This window comes from Paenibacillus sp. FSL H8-0315 (assembly GCF_038005365.1).
Taxonomy (GTDB): Bacteria; Bacillota; Bacilli; order Paenibacillales; family Paenibacillaceae; genus Paenibacillus_AQ; species Paenibacillus_AQ odorifer.
In genome coordinates this window covers 1-12,344 of the sequence record NZ_JBBOTA010000002.1, presented here as the reverse complement: position 1 = coordinate 12,344, position 12,344 = coordinate 1, and the positions used below count along the sequence as shown (strand labels likewise).

The following is a 12,344-nucleotide window of genomic DNA, read 5'->3' as shown; positions in this document are numbered from 1 at the left end:
ATACGTGGTAAAGTACGACCAGGACACGTTGAATTGCAGCAAGGTGAAGCGACCCGATAACCCGAGAACGCCAACGCGTTTGGTTTTCGATTCTTCCCGCAGTTCCTCCTGTATATGGGGGGCTGCGGCTCTCTCCTTCCTCCCCTCGCCCGCCATCACGGTACGGCGCAACTGTCAACACAAAAGTTAGAGCCGCAAAATGAAGGGGTGGAGGTGGGGAGCAGTGCTTTAAATCTTCCAGGCTTGCGAAGCAAGGCAACCTTTTCAAGCGACCTGGGGATAAGCGATAGGGTAAGGAGAGTTATCCACAATTAAATAGAACAGGGAGACGGTTGACCCTAACAGTGACCCCATGCCGCACCAGCGGCACAACAACTCTTACGCTGGTTGTCGAAGTGGACGAGTAGGAGCGCGCGCGGACAAAAATCGCCCATCTTTTTTGGATACAAAATAGTTGTTTTTGGATACAAAATAGTGTATTATGGATACATAAGGACATTGATTTAAAAGGAGGAATAAGGTTTGAACAAGATGGACGCAGTAGACCAGGCATATCGGATCGCCACGCTGACGGAGCCGACCGAAGAAATTCGTCAACTCCTGGACGGTATGAGCTTTGAGCGGGCGCTTGAGCTGCTGCTTATGCTGCGGCAATCGCCTAAAAAAGTGCAAAATCCGGCGGGTTTTCTGCGCCGCGCCATCCAGGAGGGGTGGCAGCCAAGCCAGCTGCCAGAGAAAATCGATCGGCGGCTGGAGAATGCGACACAACGAATTTATGAGCGGCAAGGTCTTACGCCAGAGCAAGCGCGCCAAGCGACCATAGAAAGCCGTCAGAGAGGATTTTAATCATGTCAGACACCAGGAAGAACATAAAGGCGGCGGCAGCCGTTAAAGCCGATTTAAACGCCATACAGAAGGAATTAAAACTGAAAACTGAAAGTATGGCAATTGCTTATCTAACGGCTATGTATCTGCACCGGAAGGAAACTAAAATTTCTCTTGCAGATCATCAAAAGTTCATGAAAATGGCTGAGGAAGCCAATAACCAGGCATCACTATAAATGTTAGGAGCGTGTATGTGAGTGGGAGCAGATAAATCAGTAGAATATGCAGACCAGGAAATGGCTCATATGTTGGAACTGACGAAGTATTTACCGGAATATTTACCGGATGATTACAAAAAATCATTTATGAACATTATTCGGCTTTCACTAATCGAAGCATATCGGAAGGGCTGGAGTGATTCCGAAAAATATTTTGATGAAAATTAGACGCATATAGCGTATTACCAATAAGCCGTAGATAGCGGATGAGGTGGAAGGATGATAGTCATGAAAGTTTATTACGAAGATATTCTTGTTGGAGAAATTATCACTAACCATTCCATGACTGTAGATCAAGCACTTGAGTTAATAAATTTTAATGAAGAAGCATTTCTTTCTGAACAAGGATGGGACGAACTCGACTTTAATGATTTCCGTCTCGACTATTCGGTTTAGTGCATAGTACGAAGATAAAGGAGAGGGTTTTTTAAAATGAGTAGAACAAAACTGTTAGTCTTCATGACTAATGAAGGACATCGTTTGATTGGTGAAATTATCGAACCTACGCAGGATTTTTTAAATATTGTTTCTAAACAAATTCCCTTTGGTAACGTGGAACAGATGGCAAGGGATGGAATTTGGATCAGACGCGAGAGACATGTTACCTATTTGTCTAACGATAACATTAAATTTAAAAGGGTCGCCACTGCTTTAGATCGTGAAGATACTTAATGATAATAAGGTGCATACGAAATGGCGGTAGCTGCGCGAATGGTCACCGCCTTTATGTTTACATTAGGAACTTCGGGAATCCAAATTCTATATGCGATATCTATCGGGATGGGCGCTGACCATTCGCGCAGCTACCGCCATTTCGTACCTATTTAAACCGAACTGATATTCTATACTGAAAAAATGAGCAGCATAGAAAAACGGAGCAATTCGAAGGAAACAGGAGAACGTGAATTCATGTTTTCACTATCAAAATTAGATTGTTCCACGGAAGGTTAAACGGCTGCCATGGCTAAATTTAGAGGAATTTGGGGATCGGATAGCTAGACATGTTCACAAAATCAGATATTTGGTACATATGTACCGGAAGGAGAAAGATGTTTAGTGATGGAATTTATTTGGTTTGTTCTTGCGGTGCTCATTATTGTTAATCTTATTACTTTTGTGATTGATATCTCAGCTACTTTAGATCCTATTTTTAGAGGGTACAAAAGAAAAGATGATGAAACACTAACTTTTGTAAGGTTGAAATCAGTTGAAGTGTACAAAGTGTGGCATATCTTACTTGCTATTTGTTTATTGCCTGCGTGGGCTGTATACGGTCTAATATATGGATTTTTTTCTCTCATAGTTTTTTTATTGAAAGTTCCAGTATATACAAAGGGGGGGGACGGTAAATGAGAAGACGAATTAAAGAGGATCTACGAGAACATAGCTTTACTATAATAATGATAGTGGTGTTGGTTGGTGTAATTACTGGTTCATATTTTATGATTAAGTACGGCAACGAACAAGACCGTGAAAGTGCGCGAATAGACAAGGAAACAGCATTTCAAGTTGAAGGTGTAATAACGGGAATGAAAACTGCCTTCACTAAGCGTAAAAGTATAATTTTAGGTACAGTTACAGATAAGACTAAATATGTTCAGGTAGACGATCGAGAATTTGAAATATCAGATTATCTCTTGGGGGAAATAAATAAAGGGGATCATGTAAAGGTTTCTGGAAAGCGCGGGATAATTGAAGAGTTAGAGGTGACTCATTAGGTATTGCAAATAAAGCATTGGCAGAGCTAATATAAAGATAGACAAGCCCCGTAGCGGTATGCTGTGGGGTTTTAATCGCTACGGAGGTGACATGAAAAATGCTAGGAACAAAGGAAATATGCGAGATTATAGGCGTTAAACCCAGCACAGTGCGAAAGTATGCTGGGGCGCTTGAAGCGGCTGGGTATGTCGTACATAAGGGCGATAGTGGACACCGTGAATATACAGACGAAGACGCTACGGTATTTAGGCATTTAAAAGCGCTATGCGATCAGCCGGGTATGACGGTGGAGTTAGCTGCAAACGTAGTTGTATCAAGGCGTGAGAGGGCGCACGAATCTGTATCGCCTATGGTTGTTTCGGTAGATAATCAGGTGTCAGAGCGATATGAAGAACGATACAATGAACTTTTTGCGGTTATGCAGCAGCTAGGGGAGCAAAACCAACAGCAGGCGGCAGAACTGGAGCGGGTACATAAGCGGATGGACGAGCAGAACGCTAATATATCAGTCATTTTGAGGGAAGTTTTAGATACTCGGCGCATGGTAGCAGCCGCGAATGACAAGCGGTGGTGGCAATTTTGGAAAAAAGACATGGTTTTGCCTGATCTTAATGATCCAGAGGTACGTTGGAAGCTAGGAAAAGAGAAATAGAAGTGCTAGAGGGGCGGTGCGCTTTAGGCGAAACGCCTTTTTTTGTGCGCAGGAGAAATAATATATTATATATATTAATTTTGGTGCTGAAAAATAACATATATAACCATATTTTGAGAGTCTGGATTATTTGCTGAATCTACTTGGTGAGTTATGATAAAAAGAAAAAATAAAAGGAGGAAGTTATATTAGGAAATGGGGAAATAGGATTTGGGAAGAAAAAGAATTGATCCAGAAGAAGTTGTAAAATCTATTTGTGTGAACCTGAAACAGAAGGTACTTACTGAAATTGAAAAAGAAGGTAATCCAAAACATATCATTGAGAAAATGATAAATGAGAAATATTTGAAAACACAATAGACATATTTTCCTTTTTTTTTTATAATTACATAGGAATGAAAATTCTAAATAGAATATTAGTTCGCTTTTTAAATGTTTTATGTCTAATTTGAAAATATTTTGCGAATCAAAAAGAGTGTTTTTTGCAAATGGATTAAGTATTAATTTTAGTGCAGAAAAATAACTTTTTATGGTAAAAATGAGCTTCTGAGGGTCATTGACAAATTTTTCATTAGGGTGGTATTCTTCTCCCAAGACATAAAAAAATATCCAACCCCGATACAGTGCTGGTAACACTGTTGACGGGAACCTGCTACGGATTCGCTCTCCGGTAGCGGGTTATACTTTCGTACGTTGGACTAGATTATTCTAGTCTATTCGATAGTATTTTGGCAATGAGAACAAAGACGGAGGGCGAACCTCGGTCTTTTTTTGTTGGGAGTGACTTGTTTTGGAAAATGGGATTCAAGGAGAAATAACCAATTCGACCGTAATTGAATCGGTTTACAGCCCTGATCTGATAGAGGGGCTAGACTACACCAGGTATACAGGAAGCAGCGTATCTTTTACCGTTCTTCACGAAATAACGTTTGGAGATATTATGGTTTCCACTCTTCTGGCGTTCCTGATCCTGTTTATGATTATCCGGTTTTTCCACAGTCTGATAATAGGAGGAGGTAAACAATGATCCAGTCTATAGCAAGTATGAACGCTTCGCAGCTCGTGGAGCATTACAGCTTATTCCTGGTCATACCTGTTTACTTCGCCTTAGTTGGTCTGTTAATCAATGTATTCGGGGTGAAGAAATGATCAAAGATTTGATGATCTTCCTTTTTACACTGGATTACATGGACTTTGTTTTATTTGTTCCACTCCTGGCGATTAGCTTTTTCGCTGGGCTAATTACTCTTCTGAAAGGGGTGGGGCGATGGACTTAAAAGGGCTACTCGACATGTCATACTTTTGGTGGGTATTCAACAAGATTGCAGCGGTGGGCATGGTGTTCCTGGTGATCTATATTGCGATACAGGCTGGAGGGTGGCTTTTGGAAACATTGATCACAGCATTCAGGAATATGCGTGGCAGGAGTTAGGGGGGCGTTATGTATAGCGCAATACCGACTATCTCATTCTTTACAGATGCGGTACAAAACGATTTTTGGTCAGTGCTTCGCGCAATACTTTTTGTGGGTATGCCGTTTGTGATTATCGCCGCAGCTTTCGAATATGGTGGCGAGTTTATAGCCGTTATACGTAATGCCTTCAGCCGCCGTAGGGACGATGACGAGCATTATGATATATAGAAACTAAAATTATTGGGAGGTTTTTTATAATGAATACTATGGCAGCAGCAGCATCGACACCGATTTTCTCAGGTACAGCAGATTGGGGTTTTGGGGCATCTGACGTTTGGACGAACGTTATGCTTATCGTGGGTAGCGTATCGGCATTTTTGATCTTGGGTATTTGCATCAAGTTCGCACCAAAGGTGTTTACAGTGATTTTCAAGGCTCTTGGGATTGGCGGCGGCAAGTCCTAATATCTGCATTTATGTTGCCGAAAAGGGGCGGGGGAAACCCCGTCCTTTTTTTGATTAAGGAGAGATAAATGTATGAGAAGGATATGGTCTCTACTTATTTTAGGGCTGCTACTAATGCCTGGAATAACTTACGGTGACAGTAGTAATGGACTTTACGATATTAACAAAACGGATTATGCAGGGACTGCTGTCAAAGGTGTGCCAGCGACAATACAGCTTAAGACAGCAAGCGGAAGCACTAAATATGTATTACCATCCGATATCGTAGGTACCTTTTACCAAGCGTATATTCGCGTAGGTAGAACTCTGAATGCTGAAAACTATCTAACCGTTACTTTCGGAGATGGGGCAACAATCATTTACAACAATAATAGCTGGGCAGCTCAGGGGGTTGTGACCGTTCCAGAAACGGATTTTGCAAATCATCCGAGCCGAGGGATTACAGTTAAATTTACGCATAGTGGAGACTATGATGAAAATTTGTATCTACAAGGTTATTGGGTCACAGGCAGCGCTACGGCAACTCCTACACCATCGGCAACAGTGAAACCAAGCGCTACACCAACCGCCACAGTAAAACCAACTGCTACACCGTCGGGTACATCAAGCCCAAATCCATCCGCCAGTGCTACTGTAAGCCCAAGTTCAAGTCCTGATCCTACTGATCCAGGCAGTGGTACTGGCGATCCAGGGGAATGCAGCGCAGCATGTCAGGCGTTAATAGATCAACTAGAGTGTCCTGAATGGGATGAGTACATGGGAGCTTGGGCAGATATGATTCGTGGTACATATCCACCTCCACCGAATTGGTACAACGTAGCGGAAATTATGAGGGATACCATCGTGCCATCAATGGGGCAAGAAATGGTTAATCGTAGTCCGGAAATCGCTAGGATCATAGCGGACGAATTTCAGAGTCGTGAAAAGGCAGTAAGCCCACCACCGACCATAGCGGATTTTAAACCGAATGTGCCGCGAATTAGTGATACACCAAAGGTATCAGGAAATTTGAATGATAATGTCCCGAACTTCCAGCCGGATTACTCAGAGGATAAAGGTTTTGTTATTCCTGATCCTGCATCCATTCAATTTAATGATAATTCGGATAAGGGGTATGAGTATCAGCCTATTAATAGTGCAACTCCTACCTTTTCGACTCCGGTAGAACCATCAGCGACAGACAAGGGATATAAAGATTCAGAACCTACAGAAATTACCCCACCTAAGTATGTGGGAGGGAGATATACACCGGAAGAAACTGCACCGCCTTATAAACCTGACGAAGTGCCGGATGATACGATGCCAGGATACGGTGGAAATGAAAATACTGGTGACTATCGGAACTACAATTCCACAAAGGAAACATTTAAAGCATATGAAAACGGGGGGGGATAAAGTGAAAAAGAGAATTATATTGCTTGGTTTCTCCCTGTTTTTTGTTTTTTTTATCGTGGACAAAGTACATGCGCAGCCAGGTGGATTATTACAGGGAAAACCATTTGTATACAAGGGTAGCCCAAATTATGTTGTAACAGATGGAGATCCTAACACATACGTAATGGTCTCTGCATTTGAGAGTTTCTCTTATGAATCAGCGATTGCTATGGACATCGATTCTTACTATTTCGATTGGGGACCTGGGAACGCAACTAGAGCAGAAGTACAGTTTTATGATTCTGCTGGGAAATTATTATATGTTGGTCCAGTTAATTCGCGTTTTCAGCAAAAAGTCTTTTTAGATAACCCTATAAAGAACGTAACTAAAATTAAACTCTATAACGCTACTTATGAAAACTATCGAGAATTTGATGTGTGGGGATCATTGGATTTGGAACGTCCAGTATCGGTTGTTGTTACTCCAGGAGTTAAGAAAATAAGTGTTAATTTTGGTGCACCAGTAGGAGCCACTGGATATTATGTTTATCTTAATGGAGTGAAATTCGACCATTTTGTAGGCACGAGTTATGTAATAAAAAACTTAGAACCCTACAAACCGTATACTGTGCAATTGTCAGCGGAGTATAACGGGATTGAATCCAAATTAACAGATGCTAAGACAGTGTATCCCTATGCTGATCCAGTTATCCCAATAATTCAGGCTGACGCGGATTGGAATAAAATAACTGTTACATGGAACAAAGAGGAAGCAAATGCTACTAAATATTCAGTTTTTCTGAACGGAAAAAGAATTACAGAAACTGAATCTATGCCTTATGTAATTAATAGTTTGTCTCCAGAAACTTCATACGAACTGCAAATCAAATATACCGACAAGAACAATCGAGACCTTGAGAGTGAAGTAGTAACCGTTAAGACGAAAGTTAAACCTAAAGACACGGTTCCACCGGACAGACCGAGGTTATTATCAGCGGCATTGTCTACGGATTACACTTCCATTGCTTTGTCCTGGGTGGCGAATACCGAGGACGATTTAGCAGGATATAACCTTTATGTTTCCGACAACGGGGGCGATTCCAAAAAACTTAATTCATCTTTGTTGAGTGCTACAAAGTATTCTTTTTTGGATGTTGTTATGGATCATGTATATGAGTTCAGACTTGAAGCGGTTGATCTGTCTGGAAATGTTTCAGAGCCTATAAGTACAAGTATTAAAGCAGCCAGGCCTGTTACAGAGAGCGACCAAGAAAATAAAGATGATTATATTTTAGTTACTTGGAAACCAACAAGTGGAGCAGTAGGCTATCTGATTTATTTGAATGGTAAACAAGTTGGTACGGCTGGACCGGATGACACCAGTTTTAAGATTACAAAGGCTATGGGATATAACCCAAGTGCTTTATCGAATGCAACGCTGGTTAAAGCGAAGTTTGCAGATGGAAGTACAGGAGAAGGAAGCAACACTAACCCACCTGTGATTGGTAATCCAGACGGTTGGGGGCTAACAGGTAGTGATATTTGGAAAAACATTGTACTACTTGTAGCATCGTTAGGATTGTTTATTTTACTAGGAATTTGTATTCGGCTTGCACCGAAAGTATTTAGAGTTTTACGACAAGCGATTAATTGGAGGGGTTAAAGATGGATGCAGCGCAGCTCATGGCTGGAGGGATGAAGTTAATTTTGATGTCATCCCCGTTTATGCTGATCTACGTTTCGATTGCTTACAGTAATGAGATCATTGATCTGATACGGCATGCAGTCCTGGGACGGAGTCGGAAGGGTTGGGATTAGATGTTCAGAGCCATAGCAGACGGTTTTAATTATTTGTTTGGTATGCTTGCCGATTTCTTTTGGAAGCTAATGAACGGCTTGCTGTGGCTCCTGCAGCCCATCTTTGATCTAATCGCACTGATCTTTAGTTTCATCGTCTGGATTGGCGTTATCATCGTTAAAATCGTTCTCCTGGTATTCGCGATCGGTAAATTGCTTGTGGGTCTGATCGCTGGGCTATTTACGACTATCTTAGGTTTTGGATACTCCGGTAGCACAACCAATCTACCAGGAAGCTACATGGAAGTATATTCCCACATTAGACCGTATCTCTCCATGCTTCAACTGGACAAAATAGCATATTTAATTCAGTTTGGCATTTGGTTTTTTACAGCATGGGCGGCATTACGTCTTATTGGTGGCATGAGAGGGGGCGGGGGTAGTGAGTAACTTTTTGGATAATATCTTTAGCCCAGTAGTACAGTTTTTGGATAAATGTATCACGCAGCTTAACCAGGTTGGGACAGTAGCAGCCAAAGGGGTTCGCCTGGATAACTACTTTGGATATTTTGGGATACTTGGTCCCGAATGGGCTAGGGTAATTAGTTCATTGCTTGCTTCGCTAACCTTTCTTTTTATCTTATATACGGTTCAAAAATATAGCAGCGTACTGCTTTGGTTCAAAGATTTAATTAAGTGGTGGTAGTTTAATTCCGACTTTGGCCACTGGGGATTAAAAGGGGGAGAACAGATTGGAATTGGCATTTCAATATTTTTTTATTGCTGGAGCTGGTGTAGGTTTGGGGCTTTGTTTAACAGTCCTACCTTGTTGGATAGTCGCTAAAAAAATTAGTAATGGGGGTTTTGGTCTTGGCAAAAAAAGAGGAAAAAATTAACCTGGGTCGTGTTGTGCTCTTCCGGAATTTCACAGCTCAAAAAGCTGAGGATCTAAATACAGGAGATAAAGACGTTTGTGAGATCCTGGATGTGGAAGATGACCAGGGCGAATACATAAGAGCCGGTTACTACGTATTGCCAAAATCGGACGCAACGGTTTTGAGTAATGAGGATGGTTTAGTTTACGTATACAACGTCAGTTTGCCATACCTGGAAGAGGTGGCTCATCTTGCTAAGGTTGAGGAAAATATCATCATCGGACAAGCCTTTTTGTATCCTGGTCGCAACATGCCGAAGACAAGCCCGAACGCCTTCCAATGGTGTATGTTTGTCGGCGTATTCTTGTTAGGAGCCTTCGCGATTTTCGCGGGCTAGAAAGGGGGGCTTACAGTGGTTAAACCGTTAGACCTTGAAGGTATCGTTAACCAGGACTTATATAGTAATCCTATGCCGCAGATTGACGGAGTGAAGCAAGTACTAGAGACGCTGCAAGACCGTGTACAGGCTTTAACGCCAACACAGATGCAAGCCATAGGGTACTTGGAATATTTGCAAACAAGGGGCATTCATGACGGTAACAGACCTTATTCAGAGTTGATAGATCGTATTCAAAACCATGCTTATCGTGTAGCGCCTCCTGGATTCTTTATTAGAGTTATCGAGGCACTGATTCCGCGACCTACTACAATCGACGCTAAGACTGCGGCGAAGATGAACCAGGAGAGGGAGGGAAATAGATAATGGCTCGGGTAATTGGTCTGACAGGTCCCTTTGGTAGTGGTAAGAGTACAACGGCGGTAATTAAGGGGTTGCAGTGGTCTACAGCATCAGGTGCTAAAATATTCGCTAATTTCCCTATGAGGAATGCTTTCCTATTTGATAGTTATCAAGATTGGTATCGAATTGCGGATTTACACGGCAGCGTAGTAATTTTTGATGAGTCGCAAACCAATTTTGACTCTAGAAAGTGGGCAAACGAAGCGAATACGACCTTAACTCAAATATTTAACTATGTTAGGAAAATGAACTGTGTCTTTATTTTCATCCTGCCAAGCTATAACAACATAGATACACGGATTCGCCAAAACACAGAATTGCTTATCAATTGTGAAAAGACTCCTGGTGGCACAATAATTAACCACATTTATGATTATCAAGATAAAGCATATGGTGAGTGGGGAAAGCTGCTGAATAAATGGGTATTGCCGCCTTCGTCACAAAAAAAGGTTTATACGCAGGACATTTTTGACACAAACAGCATGGTGAAAAGCTTTCCTATGCCAGAAGGTAAGAAGCAAACAATAGAGTTTTTTGAAGAACTTGCTAGGCGGCATGATGCGGCACTTAAGCGATTAGGGATTTACAAAGAGATCGAGACACTGGACAAAGGGGAGCTGACCATATATGCAAGCTGAGAAATTACTTTCTCCAGATACATACACTTTCAATCGAATCTTTCTGGGTAAGGAGATCAACCCTGTGGTACTAAATAAAAAATGGAAAGAGTACTTAGAACAAACCTATACCAATCAGCTCACGCAAGCTTGTAAAGCTACTAAAAGTGTAGCAGTGAGGTCTACACTGCTGTCACGTCACGAAAAGGATATGTACAAGGATCGGCGATATCATTCGGGAATTAAAGTCTATTATTTGTTTCCAGAAAATGATGTGCCATTGAATATCTACTGTAGATTGGTACAGGAAGAGGAAAAAGTTGTTTTTGAGTAATGTATTGAATAGATAGGAGGGGCTGAAATGATAACAGTATTGAGAGAGTTTTGCAGAAAAATAGATATTAATATTATTAGTAAATGGCTTTGGCGAATTCTTGAGTTTGCGGCGTGGGTTGCGGCTATTGCAGTTTTTTATAGAATAGCTCAACAAATAGCAGGGAGGATAAGTATAAACGAATATAATAAATTTATAGAGGCTGTACGCGCAGCGGCGGAACCAAACGATAAGGGCGGCAGTGTATTAGGTTTTTTTGTGGCATATATGATTGCAATTTTAGGGATTCCGACAGCATATATTTTGCTTTTGACACACCGAATTATTAAATGGTTTGCAATCAAGGATGTAACAAATCATTTCAAAAGAGAAAATGAATTGCTAGAGCAGCAATCTAATAATATGGTTTTAGAAGTAACCATTTAAAGGCTTTAAATGGTATAAACATGCATAAATGCACGAACAAAGATTCTACTCAGAATAAAAATTCGACAAATTTAGGTGTTGTAAGTAAAAAGCCCTAGTAAAAGCGCATGAATATGTGGTAATATTTTCTCATTGAGAAATAAAAAGGCCACGTTTCACGCAGCTAGGGTTTTCCCGACCCTAAGCTGTTGCACCGATCTCGAACATCGGCGAAACAGGCAGCGCTAAAACATGGCTTTGCTCTTATTGTACTGGATTTTTGATCTAGAATCAATAAGAATGAAGCATTGTGAAGCCCTCCTGTATCCCATTGTGGGATCTGGAGGGCTTTTTTCGTTTCCTGGTAGTTACATAGACAACTAGAGTTACCAGATATGTTAAAGGCTTCGCTTTGAATTTTTCGAAAAAATTCAGAGCAAGAGGCTTACTTTCTTATTGCCAAAAACAGAGATTTTCCGGATTGCACCGGACTATATCGGGCGCTCAATGCCACCCAAAACGACTTTAAACAAACTTGGACAAGCTGCAAACTGTCCATTGATGGTGATGGTATGTCGTCCCACCCTCCCCGATCGAGCGACAATCTGGCGGGCAAATGCCAGGGCGTAACGTCCAGATCACCACCGCTGGGGATGTCTTCCGTTAAATGGACAAGGGTCTATTTACGCTCTCCCACCCTTCCTGAGTGGCGTTGTGACTCCAACGACCACATTCCCGTCCGTAAGAGCCTATTAAAAGGCTCTGGCTGGCTGCAAGAGTTAGGTAAGACT

24 protein-coding genes are annotated in these 12,344 nt (G+C 41.6%); all 24 read left to right on the top strand.

Annotation, left to right across the window (positions count from 1 at the left end; genetic code table 11):
* Window positions 1–531 precede the first annotated feature (531 nt).
* Window positions 532–846 (top strand): hypothetical protein, encoded by a 315-nt coding sequence (locus tag MHB56_RS29730; protein WP_341144423.1) that lies wholly within the window; start codon window positions 532–534, stop codon window positions 844–846.
* A gap of 2 nt (window positions 847–848) precedes the next feature.
* Entirely contained in the window at window positions 849–1,061 is a 213-nt protein-coding gene (locus MHB56_RS29725) for a hypothetical protein (RefSeq protein ID WP_341144422.1), read from the top strand.
* A 21-nt stretch (window positions 1,062–1,082) separates the two neighbouring features.
* Window positions 1,083–1,271 (top strand): hypothetical protein, encoded by a 189-nt coding sequence (locus MHB56_RS29720; protein WP_341144421.1) that lies wholly within the window; start codon window positions 1,083–1,085, stop codon window positions 1,269–1,271.
* Between the two features lie 51 nt (window positions 1,272–1,322).
* Window positions 1,323–1,499: a hypothetical protein gene (locus MHB56_RS29715; protein WP_341144420.1), complete on the top strand. Its 177-nt coding sequence runs from the start codon at window positions 1,323–1,325 to the stop codon at window positions 1,497–1,499.
* 36 nt (window positions 1,500–1,535) lie between these two features.
* Window positions 1,536–1,775, top strand: a complete 240-nt coding sequence (locus MHB56_RS29710; protein WP_341144419.1) for a hypothetical protein — start codon at window positions 1,536–1,538, stop codon at window positions 1,773–1,775.
* A 21-nt stretch (window positions 1,776–1,796) separates the two neighbouring features.
* Window positions 1,797–1,931: a hypothetical protein gene (locus MHB56_RS29705; RefSeq protein ID WP_341144418.1), complete on the top strand. Its 135-nt coding sequence runs from the start codon at window positions 1,797–1,799 to the stop codon at window positions 1,929–1,931.
* A 228-nt stretch (window positions 1,932–2,159) separates the two neighbouring features.
* Complete coding sequence (locus tag MHB56_RS29700; protein WP_341144417.1) at window positions 2,160–2,456, top strand: hypothetical protein; 297 nt, start codon at window positions 2,160–2,162, stop codon at window positions 2,454–2,456.
* Window positions 2,453–2,821 (top strand): hypothetical protein, encoded by a 369-nt coding sequence (locus tag MHB56_RS29695; RefSeq protein ID WP_341144416.1) that lies wholly within the window; start codon window positions 2,453–2,455, stop codon window positions 2,819–2,821. Before MHB56_RS29700 ends, MHB56_RS29695 begins: the two co-directional genes overlap by 4 nt.
* Before the next feature lie 98 nt (window positions 2,822–2,919).
* A complete protein-coding gene (locus MHB56_RS29690; protein ID WP_341144415.1) occupies window positions 2,920–3,474 on the top strand; it encodes a DUF3967 domain-containing protein in 555 nt (184 codons plus the stop codon).
* A gap of 210 nt (window positions 3,475–3,684) precedes the next feature.
* Window positions 3,685–3,834: a hypothetical protein gene (locus MHB56_RS29685; RefSeq protein ID WP_341144414.1), complete on the top strand. Its 150-nt coding sequence runs from the start codon at window positions 3,685–3,687 to the stop codon at window positions 3,832–3,834.
* A gap of 663 nt (window positions 3,835–4,497) precedes the next feature.
* Window positions 4,498–4,623, top strand: coding sequence for a hypothetical protein (locus MHB56_RS29680; RefSeq protein WP_341144413.1), 126 nt, complete (start codon window positions 4,498–4,500; stop codon window positions 4,621–4,623).
* 292 nt (window positions 4,624–4,915) lie between these two features.
* Window positions 4,916–5,116 (top strand): hypothetical protein, encoded by a 201-nt coding sequence (locus tag MHB56_RS29675; RefSeq protein WP_341144412.1) that lies wholly within the window; start codon window positions 4,916–4,918, stop codon window positions 5,114–5,116.
* Between the two features lie 29 nt (window positions 5,117–5,145).
* On the top strand, window positions 5,146–5,352 hold the full coding sequence (locus tag MHB56_RS29670; RefSeq protein ID WP_341144411.1) for a hypothetical protein: 207 nt from the start codon (window positions 5,146–5,148) through the stop codon (window positions 5,350–5,352).
* A gap of 72 nt (window positions 5,353–5,424) precedes the next feature.
* Entirely contained in the window at window positions 5,425–6,747 is a 1,323-nt protein-coding gene (locus MHB56_RS29665) for a hypothetical protein (RefSeq protein WP_341144410.1), read from the top strand.
* On the top strand, window positions 6,671–8,389 hold the full coding sequence (locus MHB56_RS29660; protein WP_341144409.1) for a fibronectin type III domain-containing protein: 1,719 nt from the start codon (window positions 6,671–6,673) through the stop codon (window positions 8,387–8,389). The genes MHB56_RS29665 and MHB56_RS29660 overlap by 77 nt, the downstream gene beginning before the upstream one ends.
* A 2-nt stretch (window positions 8,390–8,391) precedes the next feature.
* Window positions 8,392–8,544, top strand: a complete 153-nt coding sequence (locus tag MHB56_RS29655) for a hypothetical protein (protein WP_341144408.1) — start codon at window positions 8,392–8,394, stop codon at window positions 8,542–8,544.
* A complete protein-coding gene (locus MHB56_RS29650) occupies window positions 8,545–8,973 on the top strand; it encodes a hypothetical protein (protein ID WP_341144407.1) in 429 nt (142 codons plus the stop codon). It abuts the gene before it with no gap.
* Window positions 8,966–9,229 (top strand): hypothetical protein, encoded by a 264-nt coding sequence (locus MHB56_RS29645; protein WP_341144406.1) that lies wholly within the window; start codon window positions 8,966–8,968, stop codon window positions 9,227–9,229. Before MHB56_RS29650 ends, MHB56_RS29645 begins: the two co-directional genes overlap by 8 nt.
* A 46-nt stretch (window positions 9,230–9,275) precedes the next feature.
* Window positions 9,276–9,419: a hypothetical protein gene (locus MHB56_RS29640; protein WP_341144405.1), complete on the top strand. Its 144-nt coding sequence runs from the start codon at window positions 9,276–9,278 to the stop codon at window positions 9,417–9,419.
* Window positions 9,394–9,795: a hypothetical protein gene (locus MHB56_RS29635; RefSeq protein WP_341144404.1), complete on the top strand. Its 402-nt coding sequence runs from the start codon at window positions 9,394–9,396 to the stop codon at window positions 9,793–9,795. The genes MHB56_RS29640 and MHB56_RS29635 overlap by 26 nt, the downstream gene beginning before the upstream one ends.
* A gap of 15 nt (window positions 9,796–9,810) precedes the next feature.
* Window positions 9,811–10,161, top strand: a complete 351-nt coding sequence (locus MHB56_RS29630; RefSeq protein WP_341144403.1) for a hypothetical protein — start codon at window positions 9,811–9,813, stop codon at window positions 10,159–10,161.
* Window positions 10,161–10,835 carry a zonular occludens toxin domain-containing protein gene (locus MHB56_RS29625; RefSeq protein WP_341144402.1) on the top strand — a complete coding sequence of 225 codons (675 nt, stop codon included), beginning with the start codon at window positions 10,161–10,163 and terminating at the stop codon, window positions 10,833–10,835. Before MHB56_RS29630 ends, MHB56_RS29625 begins: the two co-directional genes overlap by 1 nt.
* Before the next feature lie 64 nt (window positions 10,836–10,899).
* Complete coding sequence (locus MHB56_RS29620; protein ID WP_341144401.1) at window positions 10,900–11,148, top strand: hypothetical protein; 249 nt, start codon at window positions 10,900–10,902, stop codon at window positions 11,146–11,148.
* 27 nt (window positions 11,149–11,175) lie between these two features.
* Window positions 11,176–11,574: a hypothetical protein gene (locus MHB56_RS29615; RefSeq protein ID WP_341144400.1), complete on the top strand. Its 399-nt coding sequence runs from the start codon at window positions 11,176–11,178 to the stop codon at window positions 11,572–11,574.
* Window positions 11,575–12,344: the final 770 nt, after the last annotated feature.

Excerpts from the sequence above, each read along its gene's own strand:
- MHB56_RS29730 (WP_341144423.1), top strand. The coding sequence starts at position 532 with ATGGACGCAGTAGACCAGGCATATCGGATCGCCACGCTGACGGAGCCG.
- MHB56_RS29725 (WP_341144422.1), top strand. The coding sequence starts at position 849 with ATGTCAGACACCAGGAAGAACATAAAGGCGGCGGCAGCCGTTAAAGCC.
- MHB56_RS29715 (WP_341144420.1), top strand. The coding sequence starts at position 1,323 with ATGATAGTCATGAAAGTTTATTACGAAGATATTCTTGTTGGAGAAATT.
- MHB56_RS29710 (WP_341144419.1), top strand. The coding sequence starts at position 1,536 with ATGAGTAGAACAAAACTGTTAGTCTTCATGACTAATGAAGGACATCGT.
- MHB56_RS29705 (WP_341144418.1), top strand. The coding sequence starts at position 1,797 with ATGGCGGTAGCTGCGCGAATGGTCACCGCCTTTATGTTTACATTAGGA.
- MHB56_RS29695 (WP_341144416.1), top strand. The coding sequence starts at position 2,453 with ATGAGAAGACGAATTAAAGAGGATCTACGAGAACATAGCTTTACTATA.
- MHB56_RS29690 (WP_341144415.1), top strand. The coding sequence starts at position 2,920 with ATGCTAGGAACAAAGGAAATATGCGAGATTATAGGCGTTAAACCCAGC.
- MHB56_RS29680 (WP_341144413.1), top strand. The coding sequence starts at position 4,498 with ATGATCCAGTCTATAGCAAGTATGAACGCTTCGCAGCTCGTGGAGCAT.
- MHB56_RS29675 (WP_341144412.1), top strand. The coding sequence starts at position 4,916 with ATGTATAGCGCAATACCGACTATCTCATTCTTTACAGATGCGGTACAA.
- MHB56_RS29670 (WP_341144411.1), top strand. The coding sequence starts at position 5,146 with ATGAATACTATGGCAGCAGCAGCATCGACACCGATTTTCTCAGGTACA.
- MHB56_RS29665 (WP_341144410.1), top strand. The coding sequence starts at position 5,425 with ATGAGAAGGATATGGTCTCTACTTATTTTAGGGCTGCTACTAATGCCT.
- MHB56_RS29660 (WP_341144409.1), top strand. The coding sequence starts at position 6,671 with ATGAAAATACTGGTGACTATCGGAACTACAATTCCACAAAGGAAACAT.
- MHB56_RS29655 (WP_341144408.1), top strand. The coding sequence starts at position 8,392 with ATGGATGCAGCGCAGCTCATGGCTGGAGGGATGAAGTTAATTTTGATG.
- MHB56_RS29650 (WP_341144407.1), top strand. The coding sequence starts at position 8,545 with ATGTTCAGAGCCATAGCAGACGGTTTTAATTATTTGTTTGGTATGCTT.
- MHB56_RS29625 (WP_341144402.1), top strand. The coding sequence starts at position 10,161 with ATGGCTCGGGTAATTGGTCTGACAGGTCCCTTTGGTAGTGGTAAGAGT.
- MHB56_RS29615 (WP_341144400.1), top strand. The coding sequence starts at position 11,176 with ATGATAACAGTATTGAGAGAGTTTTGCAGAAAAATAGATATTAATATT.